Source organism: Rufibacter soli, from assembly GCF_054781795.1.
Map to the genome: position 1 here is coordinate 1,347,526 of NZ_BAAGTS010000002.1, position 24,923 is coordinate 1,372,448.

23 protein-coding genes and 1 other RNA gene are annotated in these 24,923 nt (G+C 49.9%); 13 read left to right on the plus strand and 11 right to left on the minus strand.

Annotated elements, in window-relative coordinates; genetic code table 11:
• Window positions 1–51: 51 nt before the first annotated feature.
• Both ACYVJQ_RS07510 and ACYVJQ_RS07515 read right to left on the minus strand, forming a co-directional pair.
• Complete coding sequence (locus tag ACYVJQ_RS07510) at window positions 52–708, minus strand: hypothetical protein (protein WP_460892457.1); 657 nt, start codon at window positions 706–708, stop codon at window positions 52–54.
• 269 nt (window positions 709–977) lie between these two features.
• Entirely contained in the window at window positions 978–3,644 is a 2,667-nt protein-coding gene (locus ACYVJQ_RS07515; RefSeq protein WP_460892458.1) for an FG-GAP-like repeat-containing protein, read from the minus strand.
• 890 nt (window positions 3,645–4,534) lie between these two features.
• Between ACYVJQ_RS07515 and ACYVJQ_RS07520 the strand changes: the two genes are divergently transcribed.
• The 3 genes from ACYVJQ_RS07520 to gldC all read left to right on the plus strand — a co-directional run bounded on the left by ACYVJQ_RS07520 (window position 4,535) and on the right by gldC (window position 7,244).
• The gene (locus ACYVJQ_RS07520; RefSeq protein WP_460892459.1) at window positions 4,535–5,230 is read left to right on the plus strand and encodes a hypothetical protein; all 696 of its coding nucleotides are present in this window, start codon (window positions 4,535–4,537) and stop codon (window positions 5,228–5,230) included.
• 286 nt (window positions 5,231–5,516) lie between these two features.
• Window positions 5,517–6,641 carry a DNA polymerase III subunit beta gene (gene dnaN / locus ACYVJQ_RS07525; protein ID WP_460892460.1) on the plus strand — a complete coding sequence of 375 codons (1,125 nt, stop codon included), beginning with the start codon at window positions 5,517–5,519 and terminating at the stop codon, window positions 6,639–6,641.
• A 243-nt stretch (window positions 6,642–6,884) separates the two neighbouring features.
• On the plus strand, window positions 6,885–7,244 hold the full coding sequence (gldC, locus tag ACYVJQ_RS07530; protein WP_460892461.1) for a gliding motility protein GldC: 360 nt from the start codon (window positions 6,885–6,887) through the stop codon (window positions 7,242–7,244).
• A gap of 70 nt (window positions 7,245–7,314) precedes the next feature.
• Here gldC and ACYVJQ_RS07535 read toward each other — a convergent pair whose 3' ends face one another.
• The 8 genes from ACYVJQ_RS07535 to guaA all read right to left on the minus strand — a co-directional run bounded on the left by ACYVJQ_RS07535 (window position 7,315) and on the right by guaA (window position 15,552).
• Window positions 7,315–7,686: a hypothetical protein gene (locus ACYVJQ_RS07535; protein ID WP_460892462.1), complete on the minus strand. Its 372-nt coding sequence runs from the start codon at window positions 7,684–7,686 to the stop codon at window positions 7,315–7,317.
• A 321-nt stretch (window positions 7,687–8,007) separates the two neighbouring features.
• Complete coding sequence (gene dcd / locus ACYVJQ_RS07540; protein WP_460892463.1) at window positions 8,008–8,544, minus strand: dCTP deaminase; 537 nt, start codon at window positions 8,542–8,544, stop codon at window positions 8,008–8,010.
• Between the two features lie 210 nt (window positions 8,545–8,754).
• The gene (locus ACYVJQ_RS07545; protein ID WP_460892464.1) at window positions 8,755–9,420 is read right to left on the minus strand and encodes a formylglycine-generating enzyme family protein; all 666 of its coding nucleotides are present in this window, start codon (window positions 9,418–9,420) and stop codon (window positions 8,755–8,757) included.
• A gap of 37 nt (window positions 9,421–9,457) precedes the next feature.
• A complete protein-coding gene (locus tag ACYVJQ_RS07550) occupies window positions 9,458–9,859 on the minus strand; it encodes an acyl-CoA thioesterase (RefSeq protein ID WP_460892465.1) in 402 nt (133 codons plus the stop codon).
• Between the two features lie 151 nt (window positions 9,860–10,010).
• On the minus strand, window positions 10,011–10,709 hold the full coding sequence (locus ACYVJQ_RS07555) for an SDR family NAD(P)-dependent oxidoreductase (RefSeq protein ID WP_460892466.1): 699 nt from the start codon (window positions 10,707–10,709) through the stop codon (window positions 10,011–10,013).
• 169 nt (window positions 10,710–10,878) lie between these two features.
• Window positions 10,879–12,177 (minus strand): glutamate-1-semialdehyde 2,1-aminomutase, encoded by a 1,299-nt coding sequence (gene hemL / locus ACYVJQ_RS07560; protein WP_460892467.1) that lies wholly within the window; start codon window positions 12,175–12,177, stop codon window positions 10,879–10,881.
• A gap of 130 nt (window positions 12,178–12,307) precedes the next feature.
• Window positions 12,308–13,996 (minus strand): ABC transporter substrate-binding protein, encoded by a 1,689-nt coding sequence (locus ACYVJQ_RS07565; protein WP_460892468.1) that lies wholly within the window; start codon window positions 13,994–13,996, stop codon window positions 12,308–12,310.
• 26 nt (window positions 13,997–14,022) lie between these two features.
• The gene (gene guaA, locus ACYVJQ_RS07570) at window positions 14,023–15,552 is read right to left on the minus strand and encodes a glutamine-hydrolyzing GMP synthase (protein WP_460892469.1); all 1,530 of its coding nucleotides are present in this window, start codon (window positions 15,550–15,552) and stop codon (window positions 14,023–14,025) included.
• 205 nt (window positions 15,553–15,757) lie between these two features.
• Here guaA and ACYVJQ_RS07575 point away from each other — a divergent pair, with 205 nt between their 5' ends.
• The 6 genes from ACYVJQ_RS07575 (at window position 15,758) to ACYVJQ_RS07600 (ending at window position 19,625) form a co-directional block, all read left to right on the plus strand.
• A complete protein-coding gene (locus ACYVJQ_RS07575) occupies window positions 15,758–16,405 on the plus strand; it encodes a hypothetical protein (protein ID WP_460892470.1) in 648 nt (215 codons plus the stop codon).
• A gap of 176 nt (window positions 16,406–16,581) precedes the next feature.
• Window positions 16,582–16,681: signal recognition particle sRNA small type (ffs, locus tag ACYVJQ_RS07580), an RNA gene on the plus strand.
• 320 nt (window positions 16,682–17,001) lie between these two features.
• On the plus strand, window positions 17,002–17,661 hold the full coding sequence (gene fsa, locus ACYVJQ_RS07585; RefSeq protein ID WP_048920107.1) for a fructose-6-phosphate aldolase: 660 nt from the start codon (window positions 17,002–17,004) through the stop codon (window positions 17,659–17,661).
• A gap of 84 nt (window positions 17,662–17,745) precedes the next feature.
• Window positions 17,746–17,949 (plus strand): fructose-6-phosphate aldolase, encoded by a 204-nt coding sequence (locus ACYVJQ_RS07590; protein WP_460892471.1) that lies wholly within the window; start codon window positions 17,746–17,748, stop codon window positions 17,947–17,949.
• 88 nt (window positions 17,950–18,037) lie between these two features.
• The gene (locus ACYVJQ_RS07595; RefSeq protein WP_460892472.1) at window positions 18,038–18,748 is read left to right on the plus strand and encodes a cell division ATP-binding protein FtsE; all 711 of its coding nucleotides are present in this window, start codon (window positions 18,038–18,040) and stop codon (window positions 18,746–18,748) included.
• A complete protein-coding gene (locus ACYVJQ_RS07600) occupies window positions 18,738–19,625 on the plus strand; it encodes a glycosyltransferase family 2 protein (RefSeq protein WP_460892473.1) in 888 nt (295 codons plus the stop codon). The genes ACYVJQ_RS07595 and ACYVJQ_RS07600 overlap by 11 nt, the downstream gene beginning before the upstream one ends.
• Window positions 19,626–19,723: 98 nt before the next feature.
• On the opposite strand, the gene ACYVJQ_RS07605 is transcribed toward ACYVJQ_RS07600, so the two are convergent.
• Window positions 19,724–20,572: a DUF6565 domain-containing protein gene (locus ACYVJQ_RS07605; RefSeq protein ID WP_460892474.1), complete on the minus strand. Its 849-nt coding sequence runs from the start codon at window positions 20,570–20,572 to the stop codon at window positions 19,724–19,726.
• A gap of 249 nt (window positions 20,573–20,821) precedes the next feature.
• Between ACYVJQ_RS07605 and ACYVJQ_RS07610 the strand changes: the two genes are divergently transcribed.
• The 4 genes from ACYVJQ_RS07610 to ACYVJQ_RS07625 all read left to right on the plus strand — a co-directional run bounded on the left by ACYVJQ_RS07610 (window position 20,822) and on the right by ACYVJQ_RS07625 (window position 24,918).
• Window positions 20,822–21,952 carry a DegT/DnrJ/EryC1/StrS family aminotransferase gene (locus ACYVJQ_RS07610; RefSeq protein WP_460892475.1) on the plus strand — a complete coding sequence of 377 codons (1,131 nt, stop codon included), beginning with the start codon at window positions 20,822–20,824 and terminating at the stop codon, window positions 21,950–21,952.
• Between the two features lie 72 nt (window positions 21,953–22,024).
• Window positions 22,025–23,050 (plus strand): Gfo/Idh/MocA family protein, encoded by a 1,026-nt coding sequence (locus ACYVJQ_RS07615; protein ID WP_460892476.1) that lies wholly within the window; start codon window positions 22,025–22,027, stop codon window positions 23,048–23,050.
• A gap of 98 nt (window positions 23,051–23,148) precedes the next feature.
• Window positions 23,149–23,835: a class I SAM-dependent methyltransferase gene (locus tag ACYVJQ_RS07620; protein ID WP_460892477.1), complete on the plus strand. Its 687-nt coding sequence runs from the start codon at window positions 23,149–23,151 to the stop codon at window positions 23,833–23,835.
• A gap of 21 nt (window positions 23,836–23,856) precedes the next feature.
• Window positions 23,857–24,918, plus strand: a complete 1,062-nt coding sequence (locus ACYVJQ_RS07625) for a glycosyltransferase family 4 protein (protein ID WP_460892478.1) — start codon at window positions 23,857–23,859, stop codon at window positions 24,916–24,918.
• The last annotated feature ends 5 nt before the right edge of the window (window positions 24,919–24,923 follow it).

Below are 24,923 nucleotides of genomic sequence, written 5' to 3' on the forward strand. Positions count from 1 at the left end.
AGCCTGTTTTTGAAAAACAGGCTCAAAACGAAAGAACAATTGATCCCGACCTTAATAACCAGCCACGGCTCGGTTAAAGGTTAAGAGGGCATCATACAGTTTTTCTTTTCTGGCTAATTTCAAGGCTTTCTCGTTGCCTTCCAGAAGCGGAAGCAGTTCTTTGGTTTCAGCTTTTAAAAGCGGACCGTTACCTTTCTGGATAAATTTAAAGTACCCTGAGTGCACCTCATAAGGGGCCGGTAGAAAGGAATACCCGTTTATTTCACCGGCCACTAATTTAAACAACCAGCAGCTGTCGGCGGGGAGACCAGCGGTAGACAAAGCGCCTCCGGGCCCTTTTCTCCTGATGGAGTAGGTTTCACTGGGGTAAATGCGTTTGAGGCGGTTAGGAGAGTTTTTTTCTGCGGCTTCGTCCTCAATTTCTATATAGCTTCTATTGTCCTTGTCAAATTTTATCTGGGTTCGGGTTTCCTTTACGGTACTGTCTTTGAACATTATCTGGTAAAGGTTCCTGGGGTTAGACAGCGAAGCGCTTCTATGCCGCATGCTCATCTGCATCATGGCGTTAAAGTTCATTTGCATCATCTGCTGCATGTGGGCCTGGCCTATGGCGGCGTTTACAGCGCCCATGTTGGGTTGTGCCGAAGCAGGAGTGGCTAACCAGATAACGGCAATACCTAAGGCCAGCATAAGGGAAGAGGGTTTCATGGAGGGAAATAAAAGGGTTTAGGTTGGAACGGTAGAGGAAAGGTACAAAAGAACAGGAAGGAGTTATTATAAGAGGAATCATTTTTGGCTTGCGCACTTTATTTTCTTCTATCAGCCACCATGCCGCAAATGGGTTGGCTAGTGCAAACCGGCTTTCAAAAAGAAACCCCGTTTATGGCCTGTTTTTTAAAAAACAGGCCATAAACGGGGTAAGGTGAATAGGTTGGGTGAACAATGTTCAGGAAAGAAAAACTTACTCTCCCTGGTGGCTAGTTCTTTACCACTTTAGCTACATAGGTAGTGGAGCCTTTGGTTAGTTTTACCACGTAGAGCCCAGGCGGTTTAGGAAGAATTAAAGTAGTTTCTTCTTGTTTTACTATTGTCTGGAAAAGCACCTGACCATGGACATTTACAACCTGCACCAGGGCCCCAAGGAAGGCGGACCGGTTGCCCGAAGACAAGATAACCCGTTCAGTGTGGCTGGGGTTAGGGAAAAGTTGAAGCTGTCCTTCTGAAAACTCTTGTATTCCATTGGGGTTGCTATAGGCGAATACCGGTGAAACAGAACACCCGCTGGCATGGGTTACTTGCACCTGGTAGTTACCGGCGGTAGTGGCCACTATTTCGCGGGTAGTGAAAGAAAGCTCCTGCCCGTTCAAAAACCATTTATAGGTTGTTCCCTCAGAAGCGGTCAGTTTATTGCCGGCCTGGGTAATGGTAGCCGCTATTCCCGCTGACACCTGAATGGTGACAGGGGCAGAGGTAACGGCTGGATATTCCCCGTTTTTGCTGATTACCTTATAGCTACCGGCCTCTGTGGCGGTATAGGAGGCTGAAGTAGCCCCGGCAATAAGTTGGTCATTTTTGAGCCATTGGAAGGTATACCCAGCCGCAGAGAAAGTAGAAAGGGCGGTGCTCACCGTGGCTCCCGCGCAATAGTTGGTCTGGCCAGCAGCCGTGATATGGGCAATAGAGTTTCTGTAGGGTTTAATGTTTTCCAGTACGTAGCCAGTCATCCAGTCAACGGCCATTATATCCTGGTCACCGTCCAAGTCAAAGTCACCGGCCCTGAACCCACCCCCGGCGGAGAAACCGGCTGGTAGAATATGAGTCATGTCCTGGAAAGAGCCACCATGGTTGATGAAAAGCTTACTGTTGTTATTATTTCCCTTGGTGATCAGGTCCACCCAACCATCTTTATTGATGTCTACGGTATCTACCCACACCACCCAATCCTGAGTAGATGTGTTCTGGGAATAAACGGCGGGCAGAAGGGTAGACTGATCCGTAAAGCCGCCAGTACCATCATTTAAAAGCAGCTGCAGGGATGCTCCCTGGTAGAAAGGGTTGCCACGGGTATTGTTGCTCACCAGATCAATGTCGCCGTCGTTATCAAAATCAGCGGCGGCCACGCCAACGCCAATCCAGGTATTGTCCGGTAGCTTGTTGAGTTTACTTTTGGCGGTTACCTCAAATTTGCCTTGTCCGTTGTTAAACAGAATCAGGTTTTCCCCGGCACGTTCATCGGCACCCAGGTATAGGTCCAAGTCTTGGTCCTGGTCAAAATCTACCAAAATACTGGAGGTGTACACCTTGCTTTTGTTGGCTATGTCTGCGGGTAAGCTGCTTGACTGCGCCGTGAAAACCCCAGACCCGTTGTTGATTAAAAACCGGGGGCCATTGGTGCCACCGCCAATATTGGCGAAGTATAGGTCCAGGTCTCCGTCTTTGTCAATGTCACCCACGGTAACATGGTGCGTGAAATCATTGGCCAGCGGAAGGCGGGTGGCGGTTTCATCCCGTAGGGTGCCGTCTGCCTGCTGTATGAAGATGCGGCTTTGCTCCCCCGGAAAGGGGTTCACATCAGTGCCATGCCCAATCAGGATTACGTCATTCCGGCCATCCCGGTTAAAGTCACCCTGCGCGGAATGGCGCACATGTACCATCTGGGGCGCTCCGGGAAGCATCTCGGCGGTCTTTACCTTTACCTGGTGGTTCTCAATGGCCAAATATTCAATTGGCCTGAAAGCCCCGGGAGGGGGAGAGGGGGGCCATTGGATAGAAGCCCCTAAGAAGGAAGGGCTTTGGGAGGCGTTCTTTGTGAAGGGGAAAATTTCCACTAACCCATAAGGAATGGCTAGTGAGTTTTGATGTAGGGTGAAGAAGGGACCTTGGTTAAAGATGAAATTGCTGGTCCAGATGGGGTCTTGCGCATCTTGGGCGGCAGTGGTGCCCAATTGCAAAGTAATGTTGTTCCCTGATGCGTCTGCCACCGTTTGGCCTTTGCCTTCGTCCATTTTCCAGTAGGCGACTAGACCGGCGGCATTGGCAACTGGTCCGGTTTGGGCCAGGGCACTGATTTCAGCAGCCGTAAGTGCTTTGCTCCACACGGAGGCCTGCATGAGGTTTCCTTTCATACCGCAGCAATAATTAGCCCCGTCTATAACGCCGCCAATAGTGAACGGAACCTGGTTTACGGGCGGAGTGCCTGCGCTCGCAGTAGAGCCCACTTCCAGTCCGTTTATAAAAAGCCGCATGGTTCCATTTTGTAGGGTGGCGGCCACGTGGGTCCAGGCATTCAAAGGAGCATCTGTAGGAGCCGTGACGGCCCGGTAACTGCCTGCCGCACCTGTAGTAAGGACAAACTCTAACCGGGCTCCGCTTTGGCTCCAGCCAATGGTGTAACTCATGAATGGGTCCTGCCCCCGGTTAGGGGCCGGTTTGCCCATGACTATGGCATACGGTTCCCTAGCCGATGGATTCACCCAGCAACTCATGGTGAAGGCAGTGCCCAGTTTTAATTGATCATTAACTGGAGCCAGAAGAAACTGTTGGTTGAATTGCAGGGAATAGTCTTGTTTGGGCAATACCAGTTGCGCCTGCGCCGAGGAAAGTAGAAAGAATAAAAATAGGAGGAAGGGTAGTCGTTTCTTCATACACGTGCGGTAGGGTTCAAAATCTTTTGACAGGGTTAAAATGTAGAAGGTGGGTGCTATAAAAAGGAGACAACCCAATGTAAAAGGAAGTCATGCAGAAAGAGGAATGACTAATAAGTACTTAACAAGGAAAGCGATTGAGACTAATAGGCAAAATTGAGGCAAGTGCCTAACAATTAAAATACTTACTGGTAAGTATTCTATGCTACCTAAACCTGGTAAAGTGGCAGTCAAAGAAGGAAATAATCATAATTACATGTCAAGGGGTGAGGGCGCGGCTTATCTGAGGGACTTTTTCGTGTTTTAATTTGTAAAAAGGTAAAAAGCTGTTATTTAAAGTAATATGATGTATGAAGTAGAGATTTCAACTGTTATGAGCATGGCCATGCGCGAGCAAAAGAATGGAAAGCTAGAAAAGGTGTGTTGAAAAATTGCAAATTTTAACCTTCCTTAAAACCAAATTGCCGTAAACTAATAGTAAGAGCATTCCTAATTTTTACGACTATGAAACGGTACCTAATGATTACTTGCTTAAGCTTGGTTTTCCCTTTTCTCTTTTCCTGTGAAAAAGAAGACGTAAAGCCAAATGACCCTACCATTACCCAAACTAAGCCCGCTGACAATCCCTCTTAAAGCCAAAGTTGGCAGAAAATGTAAGGCGTTTGTGCAGCTCTAGCCAGTGACGTATCAAGCCACTGGCTGGTTATTTTTTGGGTGTTTTTAGGAACCCGCTAAGGAAAGATTTTAATTTAGTGCCAACCTTGAAATATATAAAACATTAACCAATGGAAAGCAGTATGTATGGTTTTCTGTTGAAAAATTGCAAAAACATATAAATAAGGCCTTTGCAGAAAAAGGCAGAAATAAATTAATGATCCTATTTAAGTAATATGAGAAAATCTTTATCTATCGCCTGCCTTGCCCTTTGCCTTCCGTTTTTGATGTCCTGTGAAAAAGAAGACATTGCGCCCAATGATCCCTCTGTAAACCAACTTCAACTAGGCCGGGAAACTGGCACTTGTACCACTTTCGCTTATACCACTAAAGACGGGAGCACGGTCACTTACGGCAACGCCTTAGGGGATGTAGTCCTGGTTTCTTTTGTTGCAGGTACGCCAGCCAGAGAGATAAAGAAGATCTTATCAAAATATCCTGAGTTTATCAAAGTAGAAAGCGAATTCGCCACCGAAACGAAAGTGTTCACGGTGCTGCGCCTAACCCCCAATACCTCTTGCTATACCGCTGAGCAGATTATCAACAGCCTGGAAACACAGCCAGAGGTAGTGCTTGCCGTGCCGGCATTTGATAACGGGGCAGATGAGCAAAAGAACAGAAGGCTCCTGGCTATGACAGATGAAATTCTGGTAGGCATTGAGCCAACCCCAGAAGCTTTAGCTCAACTACAGACCTTTGTCGCGTCCACCAACAGCCAGATAGTTTTCTCCTATTCAGACGAGTTTCACCTGCTAAGCGTAGACAAGGCCTCAACGGGTACTATCTTTGAGCTTAGCTCTTTGCTAAACCAACAAGCCTACGTAGTTGGGGCGGATCCTAGCCTGGTAGTTCAGGCATTGAAACCCCTGTAAATAACTATACTGGTTCTGCCTTTATAAAAGAAGATATCCCTACCAAGCTGCTGTCCGCGGAGTTCAGGCAAGAACTCCGCGGACAGCAGCTTTTTTATGGGTTTCAAGCTTGTCAGGCACTTTTTGCAGAGGTGCGGCTGTCAATTTTATGGAATAAGGCAGAATTATAGATGGCTACTGTAGAATTTAGGATTCCAGAAAACAAAACAGCGGTTGGCCGTAGGAAAAAATCCATTTTTGGTTAACTTTGCCTGGTAAAATGACCTTATCCAAACCAAAATAAAGGATGAAATTTATTGTATCTTCTACGGCGCTGCTGAAGCAGCTTACCAGCATCAACGGGGTAGTGGCCAACAACCCGGTGGTGCCGATTCTGGAGAACTTCCTGTTCGAGATAAATGATGGCGTTCTAACCATCACTGCCAGTGACCTGGAGACATCCATGATCACGGAGATACATGTGGAAGCCCGCGAAAACGGCCGTATTGCCGCTCCGGCCCGTATCCTGATTGATACCCTTAAAAACCTGCCCGATCAGCCGGTGACCTTCACCATTGACGAGGAGACCTACACCATTGAGATCAGCTCTTCCAATGGTCGTTACAAGCTGTCTGGCGAGAATGCTACTGATTTCCCTAAGGTACCGGTAGTACGCGGAGGCAACGCCATTGAGATCCCGTCAAACGTATTGAGCCGGGCCATCAACAAAACCATCTTCGCGGTGAGCAATGATGAGCTGCGCCCAGCCATGACCGGTATTTTTGTGCAGTTGAACAGTGATAACATCACGTTTGTAGCCACAGATGGTCACCGCTTGCTGCGCTACCGCCGGCAGGATGTGACCAGCGACAATGCCGCTTCAATTATCATCCCTAAAAAAGCGTTCAACCTGCTTAAGTCTACCTTGCCTAGCGAAGCTACGGCGGTAAGGGTAGAGTTCAATACCTCTAACGCTTTCTTCAGCTTTGACAACATCAGAATGATCTGTCGCCTGATTGATGAGCGTTACCCAGATTATGAGAACGTGATTCCGGTGCAGAACCCTAATAAACTGACCATTGACCGGTATGATTTCCTGAGCTCCGTGAAACGGATCTCTATCTACTCCAATAAAACCACCCACCAGGTGCGCCTGCGCATTACCGGCAGTGAACTGCAGATCTCTGCCGAGGACCTGGATTTCTCAAATGAGGCCAGCGAGCGTTTGACTTGCCAGTATGACGGTGAGGACATGGAGATTGGCTTCAATGCCAAATTCCTGACGGAGATGCTCATCAACATGGACTCAGATGAGATCACCCTGGAGCTTTCCACCCCTAACCGCGCCGGTCTGCTTATTCCGTCTACCAATGACGAAGAAGAAAGCATCTTGATGCTGGTTATGCCAGTGATGCTGAACAATTACGTATAAGGATCCTCCTTAAAAGTTAAAAGGCCTCTCCGGTAAATGGAGGGGCCTTTTTTTATAGGTCATGCTTCCTTAAAGCCTGTGGGAAGGGGAATGCAAATGGTCAAAGCCCGTTTTGGGCGCGTTTTTGTAAAAACAGCCTTAAAACAGATGCCGCCAGGAACCTCTGGCTTTTAGCAGTAGAACTCCCAAAAACGTTTTACCTTTGTGCTTTGGTAAACTGGCGCCACCAAGCGCTGTAGAACAATGAAACAGATGAAAAAATCAGAGATACACTTCAGTATTGCCTTAGATGACCAACGCGTGCCAGAAGCTATTAGCTGGACCGCCACTGACGCCGGCACGGATATTCACTTCGCCAAGGCCATCAACATTGCCCTTTGGGACCGCAATGACTCCGGAACCATGAAAATTGACCTCTGGACCAAAGACATGCCCGTTGATGAGATGAAATACTTTTACATTGACACCATGGGCGCCATGGCGCAGAGCATTGAAACCGCTACCAATGATAAATTGATGGCTGAGAAAATGCGCAACCTGTGCCAGGAACTCATGCAGCACGTAGAAGAGCAGCAAAAGCGTAATGCTCAAAACCCGCAGTAAATTACCCTAACGCCCATAAAAAAAGCCGCTTCACATAGAAGCGGCTTTTTTTATGGGCGTTTACCCTATATTAGTTCTTAAGGGAGGTCTCTTTGATAACAGCCGCCTTAGGAGCCGGGAAGCTACGTCTGGCATCTGTTTTGTCCTGGGCTACCAAGGTGCTGGCCACTTTGGAGTCCTGGCGTCTTTGCTTCAGGGCATACTCCCGGTCATAGGAGTTAAGGGTTTTCCGGAAGCTGTAGTATTGTGAATACTGGGCAGTGCTGAGAAGGTTCTCCAACTGTTGGTCACGCTCCTTACAAACCCCGTTGATACATCTTTCCAGCTCAGTAGGATTGTTGGCATGCTGCGCCTCAAAGGCCATCATTTTCTGAGCATTTTTCAGGTTGATCTCTCTGACCTTACGGGACTGATAATTATTCAGCTGTAGCTCACGGATCATTTTGTCAGATAGGTTCTTAGAACGATCTTCCGCTGTTTGCGCAAAGCAGTAGAAAGTCCCAAAAAAGAATATTGCCAAGGTGCTCATTAACGTTTTCATAGTCTTCCAGTTTTGTAAGTTGTAACTACACAATTCCCGTGCCATCTATTCCTAAACAAAGCCTCAGGCAAAATAGTTGACTTCACAGTAAAAAAATAACGTGCCCTATGGCAGATTGTTTCCTTAAACCTGTAAATAACTCCTTGGTTTTCAATTCTCTTAGCACACTCCAACCTCCCTTACGGAATCCTCCTATTTAGGAGAAATATCCAGAGAAAGGCTTTAGAATTTGTTTTTCCACATCATGGATTCTACCGGGAACACCGTGCGGTCATTGTATTTGGCGTTGCTCTTTTGGTTGTAGTAGTTCTCAATGCCGCCATTCACCACAAAATAGATTAATTGGCCTATGGGCATGTTATGGTAAACGCGCACCTTTTGGCTCACAGAGATTTCCAGGGTCCAATGGTTGCAGAAGCCTACGTCTCCCTTGCCAGCGGTGGCATGGATATCAATACCCAGGCGGCCTACGCTGGATTTACCCTCCAGGAACGGCACGTGGGCGTGCGTCTCCGTGTATTCTTCGGTTACCCCCAGGTATAGCTTGCCGGGTTCCAATACATAACCTTCCTCAGGAATCTCAAAAACAGTGATTTTATTGTGCTGGCGGGCATCCAGTACCTCATCATTGTAGGTGGCCAGGTACTTGCCTAAATGGACATCATAGGAATTAGTGCCCAGGCAGGAGCGCTCATAAGGCTCAATAAGGATGGTGCCTTTCTCTATCTCTTCCAGAATCTGACGGTCGGTGAGGATCATGTGGGTACGAAGCTATTTTTTACGGCTGCAAGGTACGGGTAAAATCCGGTTCTTGCCATGGGAAGAAAGCATAAGCCGTTTCGGGCCTGTTTTTATGAAAACAGGCCCGAAACGGCTTTAATGAAAAGAATCTTACCTGAAAGGCAGCTTTCTTACTAGCAATGGATTATGGGGTTGGGCCAGCCAGGGGGTTATTTTAAGGGAGGTTTTTTATTGGGCTTTGCCCACTACCGCTACACACCTAAAGCCCAGGTAAGGGTTAGGTTCACTGTAGGTGCTGGTTTTCATGAGGACTTCTGGGGCGGCGCTGCCATTAAGCTTATACAGGTCATAGTTGTTTCCGCCCATGGCCGTTCCTTTTTTAAGCGTCATCTCAGAGACGTTGTCCAGGAGGTGGTAGAGTTTGTCTTTGGGGTTTTCTGAAGCAAGCAAGGTATAGGCACCATCTACTTTGGCCATTCGTTTCTGGGCGTCTTTGAGGTCCTTTTCGGTTTGGCTGGCGTCTGAAGCCACGGTTGCCTGGGCGATTTCCTCCCATTCCTGCGGAGTAGGAAGGCGGTAGGTGATTTTGCGGTTGTAGCGCTTGCTCACTACCTCAGAGCGCCATTGGCAATACTCCACGGCTTGTTCATAGGTAATGAGCACCACGGGCTTGAATTTGTTCTCAGGCAGGGAGAAAACCTGGTGGGGAGTATGGGGCAATAGCTGGGTTACTTCCTCAGGGCTTAGGTCTTTGCCCTTCAGCCGCACATATTCATCCCAGTGCACATTCAATATCTCTGTTTTGTCAACGTAAAAGTCGTTCACCTTAAGCGTACCGGCCGGAGGGTCAGACGCCAGAAGAATTAGTAAAACCTGTAGAAAGCCAAATATCATACTTTACTGTACCAGCGCTGGAGCATTAAGTTTTCGATTACAGCACTTTTAACACATCTTCCTCAATACGCCTGGGGCGCATGGTGGCGGCATCTAAGAGGCACCAAGTGGTTTTGGCCGAGGCCAACAGTTCCTCACTGTCACTTCTTTGCAAAGTCACGAAGCGCTCAAACTTGGCGCCATGATGACCTCCTACCCAGGTAGAGCCTTTAATAACATCGCTTTGGAAGGCAGGTTTATGGAAATCTATCTCATGCCTGAGCACTACCCACAGGTATTTGTCCTGCAACTCCTGTGGGGCCACCGTTGCCCAGTGGGCGGCAGATACTTCCTGTACCCACCGCAGGTACACCACATTGTTCACGTGGCCCAGCGCATCAATATCGGCTTCGGTTACTTTTATTTCAATGCTGAATTTCTCTATGGGAGGGGTAGACATGGTGGCTGGAGAACTGAAGTAAGGAATTTAAAACCTGTTTTAAGCCCGTTTTACGGAAAACAGCCCCAAAACAGCAAGCTACTTGCAAAGTAAATCAAGTGAGCTCACCACGTTTTTCCTTCATATATCTATTTATGCTGGAGGCGAACTGCTAGTTCCTGATGCTGGAAATGCCTCCGTCCACGTGCAGGATCTGGCCCGTCATCCAGGAGGATTTATCAGAAAGTAAGAAGGCGGCCGCTTCAGCAATGTCTGTAGGGGTACCAATCCTTTTCAAGGGGTGTTTCTTGGCGTTGGCCGTTAGTTTCTCCTGCGTATTCAGGAATTTGGCTGCCAACGGCGTATCTGTAATGGAAGGCGCTACGGCATTGACCCTAATTAAGGGCGCAAGTTCAGCGGCCAGGGAGCGGGTGAGGCCTTCCAGGGCACCTTTAGAGGCCCCCACCTGCGCATGGAAAGTAAAGCCGGTCTCAACGGCCACGGTAGAAAAGAATACCACCGAGGCCTTTTGGGAGGCCTTCAATTGCGGCAAGGTGGCTTGCAGGACTTTTACCGCGCCCACCACCTGCAGCTCAAAATCTCTGGTGAAATCAAGAGGCTTGATGCGAGCGAAGGGCAATAACTGGATGCTTCCGGGGCAATAAACCAAGCCATCCAAAATGTTGGGCAAGAAAGAAAGGTCTATCGCTTCGGCCTGTACATCCAGGGGGAAATAATGCACGCCGGGTATTTCCTCCTCCGGCGGATGCTGAAAGTAAGTGGCATACACCTGATGCCCCTGCTGGGCCAGTAAATGCACCAATTCTTTCCCTATGCCCGATGAGCCGCCAATGACCAGGATATTTTTCATGCGCTTGAACGTAAATCTGTAAAAACAGATAACACGCCAAAGAAGCACTTGTTTTAAGAAAGGGAGGGAAGCAGGTGAGTGTCTCTCCTTACCAAAAGGCCTTCAAGCAGGAAGCGGCCCCAGAACTTTCTCTGGGGCCGCTTCCTGCTTGAGCGTATAGTTGTGAAGATTAGCTGTGAATGGCCCGCAGGGCTTCCAGGTTAGCGGCCAGGTAGGTGTCCACCAGTTCTTCTGTAATGGCATTAGAAACGAAGAGGGTCTCAAATTGGGAAGGGGCCAGGTAAATACCGCGCTGCAGCATCTCATGGAAATACTTGCCAAATAATTGCAGGTCAGAAGTCTTGGCCGAGTCAAAGTCAGTAACGGGTTGCTCCGTGAAGAACAGGCTATACATAGAGCCAACCTGGTTAATGGTGTAGTTGAGCCCCAGTTGCAGCATATTTTCCTTGATGCCGTGCACCATTTTGTCTGAAACATGCTGGAGGTGGGTGTACACCTGAGGATTATCATTCAGGTAAGACAGCGCCGCTATGCCCGCCGACATGGCAATGGGGTTCCCGGAAAGGGTGCCCGCCTGGTAAACCGGGCCTGCTGGAGCTACGGCGTCCATAATGTCTTTCCTTCCGCCGTAGGCGCCTACGGGCATACCTCCGCCAATGATTTTACCCAGGGTAGTCATGTCTGGGGTAACCCCGAACAGTTCCTGGGCACCGCCCCTGGCTAACCGGAACCCGGTCATGACCTCGTCAAAAATAAGCACAATGCCTTCCTTGGTGCATAGTTCCCGCAAGCCTTCCAGGAAGCCCGGCGCCGGGGGCACCAGGCCCATGTTGCCTACCACCGGTTCCAGAATGATGGCCGCAATTTGGGAGGGGTTGGCGTCTATGAGGGCCTGTACGGCGGCCAGGTCATTGTAAGGCGCGGTAAGGGTGTCATTGGCGACTCCTTTAGTAACCCCAGGGCTGTCCGGTACCCCCAGGGTAATGGCTCCGCTGCCCGCGGCAATTAAAAACGAGTCGCCGTGGCCATGGTAGCAGCCTTCAAACTTGATCATTTTGTCACGGCCGGTAAAACCACGGGCCACCCGTATAGCCGACATGGTGGCCTCAGTACCGGAGTTCACCATTCTTACCTTCTCAATGCCGGGCACCATGGAAATGATCAGCTCGGCCATTTCCACCTCCCGGCGGGTAGGAGCCCCAAATGACAGGGAACCAGGCAAGGCTTCACGCACGGCCTTTTCCACCACCTCATGGGCATGACCCAGAATCATAGGTCCCCAGGAGTTGATTAGGTCTAAGTATTGGTTATCATCTTCGTCAAAAAGAAAAGCACCTTTGGCGGCTTTCAGAAACAAAGGCTGTCCGCCTACCGCCCTAAAGGCCCTTACCGGCGAGTTAACTCCACCTGGAATTAGGTGCTGTGCGCGTTTGAAAAGTTCCTGGCTGGTTGTATGGGTTAGTGACATTTGGATTTAATGAGTGATTGAATGAAGGAGTGAATGAGTGAAAGAAAAAGGCGAATGTTTAAATGAGTTTTCCCATAAAGAAAATTATCTCATTCACTCATTCTCTCACCCACTCATTCACTCATTAAAATTAGAATACTGGGTTAACGACCAACAGGCGACCGTTGTCTAATTTAAGAATTGGCAGATACTGATTATCCTGCTGCTGTTTGGCGCTAGTGTTGGATTGATAGCCAATACCCTGGTAGAAAGAGCCAGGTTGTACGCCGCTGAGCTTAGGCGGGGCAGAATAGCCTTTTTCCTGAAGTTGACGCCCAAAATATTGTAGCAGTTCAAAACCGGCATAGGTGAAGGAAGAAGGCGGTAATCTGTATCTGGAGCTATAGGCCTCCTTGAACGCCTGCACCTGGGGACTCTCGTTGTCAATAAACTTGGGAGCCATAAAGTACATCTCCAGGAAATCTAGTTGGGCAAAGCCAATCTGCGGGTTTTCCAGCCAAGCCTGCGGCACTAGAACAGGCACCTTGGAGGCCCGTTGCTCCAGGAAACTTACCGTACTGGTGGCCACGTTTTGGGCAGCCGACCTGATAACCACTACGCCGGTCTCTTTCAGGTTGACAGGCCCCAGAATACCCCCTACGTTGCCGCTGGTTTTGGAGTTGATCTTCTGGAAGACGGTTACCTTTCCGCCTAAAGCCAGATACGTCCTCCTGAAATTGCCGGCAAACGTGGTATCATCTTTTTGGCTGTCATAGATCACCACGGCCGTTTTCTTGGGGAAGGCCTGGTAGGCAAAGGCCGCCGCTTTTTGCCCCTGGGTGGCCACACTGGTCTCCATCAAATAGAGGTACGGGTTGCCTTTCACCACGTCAGCATCATCTGAGAAGGGGTTAACCATGTTCAGGTTGCGTTGCTGGGCAATTTTGGCGGCCATGGCGCTGTTGTTCTTATACACCGGTCCAATAAGGAGATCCATGCTGCCTAATTCAGGTTCCTGCATGATCTGCTTAAGCACAACGGTATCGTTTTTGGTGTCATAGGGGTACAGGTTCACCTTAACCCCTTGCTTCTGGAGGGAGTCCTGCGCGGAAAGAAGCCCAGCGTAAAAATCTGTGAGGAAGAGGTTCTTCTTGTCAATGCGCACCCCCTGGTCTGCCACATTAAAAGGCAGCAAAACGGCTACGTTGTACTCCGGCTTCTTTAAAGAGGCAGAACGTTGCAGGTAGCTTTTGTCCAGGTTAAACTGCTTCACCAGGCTTTCCAGCTGGGGCCGGTCTTGTTCAGTGAACCAACCGGCCATTAATTTGTCTGCATAGGCCTTACCCAAGGTAGCATCCTCTGGAAACTGGCGCAGCAGGTACTGGAAGGTGGCTTTGTCTGAGAGCTGCATCATATAATGCCGCTTCATGGCCCCTACTTCCGTCTGCAGACTACCGCTCTGGATAGGGGCGAGGGCGTTCAAGGCCCTGAGGTATTCCTTTTTCTCAAACAGTACCTGCCCGTGCAGGAACTGCGCGTCAGGAAGGCCTGCCCATTTGCCCTGGTCAGCGGTGAGTTGGGTAAGCATGCGGTCGGCCTCGGTCCATTTCTTCTGCCTGGCGGCCGCAACACTGTACAGAAAGGCAGCATCTGCGGCATAGGCTTTCCCCGCGGCGGAACCCGTGATAGGGAGGAGCTCGGCCATGGCCAGCTCATACTTCTGCTGGTCTACCAGAAGGCGCCCATTCTGCAGCCGCGTATTGAGTTCTGCATTGGTCTGGGCCTGCACATTCCAGCACAGGGCCAGGCCCGCAAAGGCAAGTACTATTCTTTTTTTCATGCTTCTTTATATCTAGCCCCTAACGCTTATTCCCATTCTATGGTAGCGGGTGGTTTGGAGCTAATGTCATAGACCACGCGGTTTACCCCGCGCACCTTATTGATGATCTCATTGGAGACATCCGCCAGGAACTCATACGGCAAATGGCACCAGTCGGCGGTCATGCCGTCAATGCTGGTCACGGCCCTTAACGCTACTACGCGCTCATAGGTACGTTCATCACCCATCACGCCCACGCTCTGGATAGGCAGCAACATGGCCCCGGCCTGCCAAACCTGGTCATATAGGCCTGTTTTTTTCAGCGAAGAGATAAAGATGTGGTCTACTTCCTGTAAGATGGCTACTTTTTCCGGGGTAATATCTCCCAGGATTCTGATGGCCAATCCGGGCCCTGGGAACGGGTGACGCCCGATGATGTTGTCAGAGATGCCCAGCGTTTTACCCACTAACCGAACTTCGTCCTTAAACAAGGTCTTAAGCGGCTCTACCACTTTCAGTTTCATGAAATCTGGCAACCCGCCCACGTTGTGATGCGATTTGATGGTCGCGCTTGGCCCCTTCACTGACACGGACTCAATCACGTCTGGGTAAATGGTGCCCTGGCCCAGCCATTTGGCGTCTTCCACTTTATGTGATTCCTGATCAAAGACATCAATAAAGACCTTGCCAATGGCTTTCCGCTTGGCTTCTGGGTCTGATAAACCGGAAAGGGCAGTATAGAAAAGATCTTTGGCATCAACGCCTTTCACGTTCAAGCCCATGTCCTTATAGGAGTGCAGCACGTCCTCAAACTCGTTCTTACGCAGCAGGCCGTTGTCTACAAAGATGCAGTACAGGTTCTTGCCGATGGCCTGGTGAATGAGCATGGCCGCCACCGAAGAGTCTACGCCACCCGAGAGGCCCAGAATCACCTTATCAGTGCCAATCTGCGCTTTCAGGTCGGCTACGGTGCTTTCAATAAATTGGTCTGGGGTCCAGTCCTGGGAGCAACCACAGATGTGCACTACAAAGTTGCGGAGTAAAGTTTTGCCCTCAGTGGAGTGGGTCACCTCTGGGTGGAACTGGATGCCGTAGGTTTCCTGGTCTTTGATTTTATAGGCGGCCACATGCACCGAGTCAGTGCTGGCAATCACCTCATAATTAGCGGGAATCTGTTTGATGGTATCGCCGTGGCTCATCCAAACCTGGGAGTCTAGGGAGATTTCCTTGAGCAGGCGGTTATGCTGGTCTACGTGGCTAAGCTTGGCCCGCCCGTATTCCCTAATAGTAGAGGCAATGACCTCGCCACCGCCTTCCTGGGCCATAAGCTGCGCGCCGTAGCATACGCCCAGGACTGGTAACTGGCCTAAAAAAGCGCTGATGTCTGGGTTGGGGTAGTTTTCTTCGCGTACCGAGCAGGGACTTCCGGAGAGGATTACCCCTTTCAGGTCCTGGGTGAATTCAGGAATCTTGTTGTACGGATGAATTTCACAGTAAACGTTGAGCTCGCGCACGCGGCGGGCAATCAGTTGGGTGTACTGAGACCCAAAGTCAAGGATGAGAATCTTTTCTGGCATGTGCAAAGGTACACGGGGGAGTTAAAAGTTGAAAGTGAAATATTAAGTAGTGCAGGCCCGCGTAGGGGAGAAGACCTTTCTGGTGGTCTAGGGAATGACCTGGATATAAATATTATTTTAAATTAATATTCAGATTCCGCAAAAAAGGGCACATTCTTTGTAAAGAGGTTTCTATCTTTTATAACACCGCGCAAACCTAAAACTGATGAAAAAAACTTTACTCCTCCGCACCCGTCACTTTTTCATGGCCTTGGCGCTGCCTTTGCTGCTGGTCTCCTGCGAGAGCGATCCTTCTGAGCCAACCCCAGTGGCGGGGCCCACCACCACAGAATTTGCCCTGGTGGACTCTATAAAAGTAGACGCCTTCTTCCAGAGCTCTAATCCAGAAATCTTCCAGAAGTACCAGGACAAAACGTATCAGGTGAAATCCCAAAACAAAGTGGAAACCTATTTTGTGGCGGAAAACAATTACGTGTACCTGTATTTTAAGGAGAATTCACAGGAAAAGGAGCAGCCTTGGATAGCCATAACGTTTCAGAACCGTACCCTGGAAAACCTGCCCCTCACTTTGTCCTTAAAGGAAGCGTCTATGGTTTGCGTACAGCAGGGGCAAGGTTTTAAAGATGGATCGGCGGTGCTTTCACCGGGTTGCATGACCATTCTAGACGGAGTGATTTCCTTGCAATATGACCCAGCCACTAAGGTTATCAATGGGGCTGTGACGAACCTGAAGTTCGGTATTGACTTTTATGTGCCAGATTATGCTTTCCCAAATTGGAATGGAAATATATTTAAGGCCAGCGGCTCTTCCCGCAACCTCAACATTAAGTTTGAAAACGTAAAACGCAAGTAATACTACGCGGAGGCCCATTAAAGTAAAAAGTGGGAGGCATTCCTTCTTTATAAAAGGAAGGGAGCGCCAAAAGCAGTTAACTATCTTATCCTTAGGGTGTATAGCTGTTTTAAGCCTGTTTTTAGAAAAATAAGCTTAAAACAGCTTGCCCCAAAGAAAAGGCTTTGTATCTTTGCAACGGCAAATCGGTACGGCCAGCTCCTGCTGAACTCCCCCAGGCCCGGAAGGGAGCAAGGGTAGGTGGTTGAGCGGCGCGATACTCGATTTGCCGCTTTTTTTTGCCCCTACCTCAACGGAATCCCCTCCTCCGAAAACCCTTCCCAACCCAAACTTCTGTTTTAGAGCCGTTTTTCAGAAAACAGGCTTAAAACGCTATTAACCTCAAATTGCTTTCCTGCTTTTTAAGGTAAAACCCCCTTCTTGAGGTGGTCACCTTTATTTCCTATAGCAGCAGTGGTTGGTTTATGGATAATAGGGGGGGCATGGCGTAACAGGGTGCAACTTTTCTGGTTCCAGCTTAAAATACTTGGGTTGCCGGGTGGGTTTTAAGGGAGATTGAGCTAGATTTGTGTTTCCTAACTATCAGCTATTCTGCTATGAAATTTTTCATTGATACCGCAAATCTGAACGAAATCCGCGAGGCATATGACTTAGGCGTGTTGGACGGGGTAACCACCAACCCTTCGCTTATGGCCAAGGAAGGCATTGTAGGGTATGACAATGTCATGAAGCATTACAAAGACATCTGCGAGATTGTTGATGGCGACATCTCTGCTGAAGTAATTGCCACCGATTTTGAGACCATGGTGAAAGAAGGGGAAGAACTGGCCCAGTTGCACCCTAACATTGTGGTAAAGGTACCAATGACCAAAGACGGCGTTAAGGCCATTAAATATTTCACAGACAAAGGCATTAAAACCAACTGTACGCTGGTGTTCACCGCCGGGCAGGCCTTGTTGGCTGCCAAAGCTGGTGCTACCTACGTGTCTCCGTTTGTGGGTCGTTTAGATGACATCGCTACTGACGGTATTGCCCTGATTGAGCAGATCAGACAGATCTATGACAACTACGGCTACCCAACAGAAATCTTGGCGGCCTCTGTACGCCACGTCATGCACCTGTTGCAATGCGCTGAGATTGGCGCCGATGTGGTGACTTGTCCTTTGAACGTGATCACTGCCCTGTTGAACCACCCGCTAACAGACAGCGGCCTGGCTAAATTCCTGGCAGACCACAAGAAAGCCAACTCTTTATAATTAATAATTTAGAAGTAGAAATTAAGAATCAAGGGTGGTAAAACCAGTCTTGCTTTTTAATTCCTAATTCCTAATTACCAGCCCGTGTACATCATTAAAGTCAAAGGCAAGGCCAAGATTCCGGATTACATTCAGCTGCGCGATGATCATTTCGTGCTGATTGCGTATTTCCGGGCAGACCGTCCCCTCAAAAACATAGACCGCTACGGGTTGGAGGGTAAAGAGGAGGCCTTGGCCACCGTGATTGAAGGCCTGGAGTTTGGAAAACTACAGAAGCTCGATATTTAAAGCTTTACCGGAAGCATCGCCTTTTGATTTACTTTTTAGGATAGTCTTGATACTAGTATCTTGATACCTGTGTCTCTTACAAATTGCTATGGAATTCTCTTCTAACCCAGTGGTCATGCTTCATAATGTTTCCATCTTCCAGGAAGTGAACACCATTTTGAGTGAAGTGAGTTTTACCATTGAGAAAGGCGAGTTTGTGTACCTGGTGGGCCGTACCGGCAGCGGGAAAAGCTCACTCCTTAAAACCCTGTACGCTGATCTTCCTTTGAAAGTAGGCACCGCCCAGGTGGCAGGGTTCAACATTCATTCCCTTACCTGGAAACAGGTGCCTTTCCTGCGCCGCAAGATTGGCATTGTTTTCCAGGATTTCCAGTTGCTCAATGACCGCACCGTGGCAGACAACCTTAAGTTTGTTTTAAAGGCCACCGGCTGGGGCGATAAATCCAAAATCAAAAACCGTATCTCTGAGGTGCTTATGCGCGTGGGGCTGGATGCGGTGGCCAATAAAATGCCGCACCAGTTGTCAGGCGGCGAGCAGCAGCGCGTAGTGATTGCCCGGGCCCTACTGAATGAGCCAGTGATCCTATTCGCTGATGAACCTACCGGAAACCTGGACCCTGACGTGACCCACGGCATCATGGACCTGTTCCAGGAGATCAACAACAGCGGTACGGCCGTGCTCATGGCCACGCACAACCACCATATCTTAAAACGCTATCCCCGCCGCATTCTCAAGTGTGAGCGAGGCCGTGTGTTAGACTCCACCCGTGAAGAATTCACGCTGGTAGATGGTTTCTGAGATTTCCATTCTCATCCCCGTTTATAACCGCAACGTAACCGCGTTAGTTGAATCCGTGCTCGCGCAGGCGACCACGCTTTCTATTTCCTTTGAGATACGGGTGTATGATGATGGTTCTGCCCCAGAAACTCTAACTCATAACCAAGCCTTGGAGAACTTGCCGCACGTCTTATACCGGCAACTACCAGAGAACGTGGGCCGGTCGCAGATCAGGTATCTTCTGGCGCAGGAGGGCCTTTACGACACGCTTCTTTTCCTGGATAACGATGTGCTGCCCCAGTACCCTGATTTTCTAAGCCGGTACCTGCAGCAGTTTAACGGTCAGGTGACGGTAGGCGGTATCGCCTATCAAGGCAAAGCGCCTGTGGGCACAGAGCTCCGTTGGAAATACGGCAAGGCCCGCGAAGAAGCCAAGGCAATGCGGCGGCAGAAAACCCCTTATCAGCGCGTTTTTTCCAGTAATTTAATGGTAGAACGGCACCTGTTTCTCAATCTATTCCCGCGCCAGGAAGTGCGTGGCTATGGACATGAAGACACCTTGTTCGCTCACCGGTTACAGCAAAACCTTATACCGGTGCAACACATTGATAATCCTGTTTGGCACCTGGGCCTGGAACCGGCTTCATTGTTTCTCCTTAAAACCAATGAAGCCATTCTTAACCTGGTCAGGCTGAGCCGGCAAGGGCAGCTAGGGGAGGATAGTCGGTTATTCAAACTTTACCGGCGTTTAAAAAAATGGAAAGCCGATGCCTATTTAAAAGAGAATAGTAGCTGGCTGTTACCCATGATCAAACGCAACCTGGTTTCCCGGTCGCCCAGCCTTTATCTTTTTGATTTGTACCGGCTTCTACTGCTGGACCGGTACCTTAGAAAGTAAAACTGTTTTGGGGCTGTTTTTACAAAAACAGCCCCAAAACAAAAGAGCCCTGTCTAATGACAGGGCTCTTCTTAATCATGCACTTTGTGGGATTGCTACTAATTATCCTTTTTATCGTCTTTGAAGACCTCGCCCACCTTTTGGCCGGCTTTTTTAGCGGTGTTACCCACGGCTTTACCAGCATCTTTGGTGGCTTCGCCTACCTTGCTATTAGAAACGTCTTTTCCCACTTCTTTTACATCAGATCCAACGTTACTGGCGGTGTTACCGGTTTTGCTGCCGGCTTTCATGGTCTGGTACTTGGTTTTGGCCTTGGCAATTTCCCATTTGTCTTTGTCGCTCAACTGGCTCTGGATGGCGTTTTTACGGTCATCCAGTTGGCTCCAGTACTTGTCAACGATTTTCCAGTCATCATTGCTGAAGTTTGATTTGTTGGCCTCAACATGCTTTACAAAATCCTCATAGGCCGTTCTGATATTAGTGGCGGTATAAGAAGGAATTTTGCTCTCGTTATAAGCGGACATGTCTACCTTTGAAACTGAACCTGCTCCCTGGTGCGTCTGGCGCCAGGTGTTATATTGCTGTTCCCGGGTAGCCCAGGCGGTGTTATACCGGCTTTGCAAAGAATCATATTCCTGGCGGCGGGTGTCATCAAAGTCACCTTCATACTGTGCTACGGCAGAACGTCTGGTTTCATAATCGGTCTTCCATTGGGCCATTTTCTGGTCCGCATCCGTAACCGTGGTATCCCAGCCCCGCTCCACGTCAGACTCAAGGGTGGTTACATAGTTTTTATAGTCATCATACGCCTGATCCCTAGTGGTGGTGGTAGACCTAGTGGTGGTGGAAGTCTCTGTTTTCTCAGTTTTGCTGCAGGCTACCTGCGTAAACGCCAAGCCAAGGGAAGCAGCAAACACAAAGGTTTTTTTTTGAAATAAATCAGACATTTTCATAGTGTAGTGGATTGGGTTAGGTAAATTCTTATAAAAGCACAAATATGCTTGTTACAGGTTACTTGAACGGGTGAGGAGTCATATTGTTGCAAATCAAATGTATTCGCGCTTTTTGATGGAGTTATATTGACCTTTTCCGGGAAAGCGGCGGAAATCCAGTTAGTTGGTCCATGTCCTATTACTATCCCTTGCTGCATCAGGATCCGGATTCAACTTCCTATATTTGTCTTTTCCTTTTTGCCCATGAACCAGCTCCAGATGGTAGACCTGAAAGGTCAGTACCAGCGCCTGAAACCTGCCATTGACGCCGCCATGCAAGCCGTGGTGGACAGCACCGCTTTTATCAATGGACCAGAAGTGAAGGCCTTTAGCCAAAATTTAGGCCAGTACCTACAGGTGGAGCAGGTGATTCCGTGTGCCAACGGCACAGATGCCCTGCAGATCGCGCTTATGGCTCTGGACCTGCCGGCAGGCGGCGAGGTAATAGTGCCGGCGTTTAATTATGTGGCTACCGCCGAGGTCATTGCCCTGCTTGGCCTGAAGCCGGTCTTTGTGGACGTGCTGCCCGACACCATGTGCCTGGATCCGGCCAAAGCCCGCCTGGCCCTTACGGAGAAAACGGTGGCCATCATGCCCGTGCACCTGTTTGGGCAATGCGCGCCCATGGAGGAGATTATGGACCTAGCCCTGGCGCAGGAACTGTTCGTGATTGAAGACAACGCCCAGGCTATTGGCGCCCAGTACGTAGACGCCGAGGGCAATACTTCCTTTGCCGGAACCATAGGGCACGTGGGCACCACTTCCTTTTTCCCCTCCAAGAACCTGGGCTGCATGGGCGACGGCGGCGCCATCTTCACCCAGGAGGAAGAGCTGGCCACCATCATCCGGCAGATCGCCAACCACGGGCAACAGAAGAAATACCATTACTCGCGTATTGGCGTGAACTCCCGGCTGGACACCCTGCAGGCGGCCCTGCTCAACGTGAAACTGCAGCACCTGGACGATTTCATCCTGCGCCGGCAAAAGGCGGCAGCCTTCTATGATGCCCACTTCGCGCAGCTAGAACAGATCAAGATCCCGGCCCTGGCCCCCTACAGCAGCCACGTATTCCACCAGTACACCCTGCAGGTGCCGGCAGACAAGCGAGATGCCTTAAAAGCCTCCCTGCAGGAGAAAGGGATCCCGAGCATGGTGTATTACCCGGTGCCACTGCATTTGCATGAGGCCTATGCCTATCTTGGCTACCAGGCGGGTGATTTCCCGGTATCTGAAAGCCTCTGCGAGCGCGTGATTTCTTTACCCATGCACACGGAGTTGACGGAAGAACAGCAGACCTACATTGCACAGGCGGTGGTCAGTTTTTTCAACGCATAAGTTTAGACTCATTAATTTATGTTTTAAGCCTGTTTTCTGAAAAACGGGCTTAAAACGCACAAAAGACATTACATGTCAGAAAAGATAAAATTTGCAGTGATAGGGGCCGGCCACATTGGCAAGCGCCACGCCACCATGGCCCAACGCCACCCTGAGGGGGAATTAGTGGCCATGGTAGACACTGACTCGGCCCGCAGAGATGAGGTAGACGCCTACGGCGTGCCTTTTTTCTCCAGCATGGAGGAGTACCTGGCCACCGGCCCCAAGGCCGATGTGATCTGCGTATGCACCCCTAACGGCTTCCACGCGGAGCAGGCCATGCTGGCGCTGGAGGCGGGCTGCCACGTGGTGTGCGAAAAGCCCATGGCCCTTTCCAAAGCCGACTGTGAGCGCATCATTTACAAATCCCTGCAGACCTCCAAACTGGTGTTCTGCGTGATGCAGAACCGTTACAGCCCGCCTTCTTTGTGGCTGAAGGAAATGGTAATGGAAAACCGCCTAGGCGCCATCCACCTGGTGCAGATCAACTGCTACTGGAACCGCGATGAGCGCTACTACAAGGCCGGCACCTGGAAAGGGAACCAACAACTGGACGGGGGCACGTTGTTCACGCAGTTCAGTCACTTCATAGACATTATGTACTGGTTGTTTGGGGATATCAAAAACATCACCGGGCGGTTTATGGACTTCAACCACCATAACCTCACCGACTTTGAAGACAGCGGTCTGGTCCAGTTTGAGTTCATGAACGGTGGGGCGGGTACGCTCAATTATTCCACTGCCGTCTGGGACACCAACCTGGAAAGTAGCATTACCATCATAGGCGAGAAAGGCAGCATTAAAGTGGGTGGGCAGTACATGAACGAGGTGGAATATTGCCACGTGCAGGACTACGTGATGCCCCAGTTGCCGCCTAGCAGCCCGGCCAATGACTATGGTCACTACAAAGGCAGTGCTGCCAACCACCACTTCATCTTTGAGAACGTGATTGACACCCTCAAAGGCAAAACCTTCGCCACCACCAACGCCCTGGAGGGCCTGAAAGTAGTGGAGATCATTGAAAGAATTTATGCGCTGAGAGCGCCAGTTAAAAGTTAAGAATTCAGAGTTAAAATAAGGCTTCATCTTCTTTTAACTCAATCTTGCTTATCAACCCAACTCTCAACTCATAACTTTTAACTCATAACTTAAAAAAAATGGCCGTCTCAGACTTTTACGACGAATATACCGAGCAGCAGTTCCAGAAAGGCATCCATATCCGGCACCGGACCATACTCAAGAACCTGAAGGATGCCGGCTTGAAAGCAAATTCCAAAGTGTTGGAGATTGGCTGCGGCATTGGCACCGTCACGCACCTGATTGCCAAGGCCACTCCGCAGGGGAAGGTGCTGGCTGTGGACATCAGCCCCAAAAGCATTGAGATGGCCCGCAAGTTTAACCTGCAGTTCAACCACCTGGAGTTCCTGGTCTCTGACATGACCGATTTCCGGCGGCCCGAGAAGTTTGACTTTGTGGTATTGCCCGATGTGATTGAGCATATTCCGCTGGAGCAGCACCCGCATCTGTTCCAGGTCTTGGCGCAGCACCTGCATGAGCATTCAGTCATTGCCATCAACATCCCGCACCCGCTGTACCTAACGTGGGTACGCGAGCACCAGCCGGAGTTGCTGCAGGTGATAGACCAGCCCATCCACACGGATGAATTGCTGCGCAACACCTACGCCGCCGGCCTATACCTGCACAAGCTGGAAAGCTACTCACTCTTCTCGCAGGTGGAGGATTACCAGTGGATTTTGCTCAAGCAGCGCCTAGTGCCTAAAAACGTGCAACCCAAATCTAAGGTAGACCTCAAGCTCCAGGACCTTTCCTCTAAGTGGCTCTAAGCCGCTTGCACTCCTTTTCCTATGCCTGCCCATAAGCCCGTTCTCCTTTATTTTTATCCGGCGCAGTCGTCCTTTGTGGTAAAGGACCTGCATTTGATGGAGCGGGAATATGAGGTGCGGCACCGGGGCTTTTTGCCCGCCCAGAAATGGCAGACACCGCTGGTTTGGCTGGGGCAGTTCTGGTTTCTGCTGGTCAATATCTGGAAAGCCGAAAAGCTGGTCTGCATGTTTTCGGGCTACCATTCCTTCTTTCCCGCCCTTTTTGGGAAAATGGCTTCAAAACCCTGCCTGATTGTGGCCGGCGGCACCGATTGCGTGGCCTTTCCGAGTATTGGCTACGGCTGCTTCGCGAAACCTATTCTAGGCAAGTTCACCCGCTGGTCTTATGAGCTGGCGGCGCACATTGCCCCCGTGCATGAGAAACTGGTGTGGCAAGACTATACCTATCAACCCAATGATTTCCCGCACCAGGGCTTCCGGTACCATTGCCCGGGCCTCAAGACGCCGCATACGGTGGTGTACAACGGCTATGACGCGCAGTTTTGGCAACCAGAGCCTGCTATCCTTCGGCAACCCCATTCTTTCCTCACCGTCTGCGCTGGCCTGAACATGCGCTTCACGCAGCGCCTGAAAGGAGTGGACCTGATTCTGGAAGTAGCCAAAAAATTACCGCAAGCCACATTTACCATTGTTGGCGCTCCCTCCGGGTTTACTTTCCCCGGGCAGCCATCCAATATGAAACTGCTGCCCAAAATGCCTCTGGCAGATTTGAAAGCCGTCTACAGCGCGCATACTTTTTACCTGCAACTGTCCATGTCTGAGGGGTTTCCCAATGCCTTGAGTGAGAGCATGCTATGCCGCTGCGTTCCGGTGGTTAGCCAGGTAGGGGCCATGCCCGACTTAATCAATGGGAGCGGCTTTGTGCTGGAGAGGCGGGAGGTATCTTTACTGGAGCAAGTGCTGCAGCAAGCAATGGCCGCAGACGTGGCTGCACTAGGCGTCCAGGCCCGGGAGTTGATGGCAGGGCGGTACCCCGAGGAAAGGCGGGAAAAAGAACTGATGCAGCTTTTAAAGAAACTGTAAACACC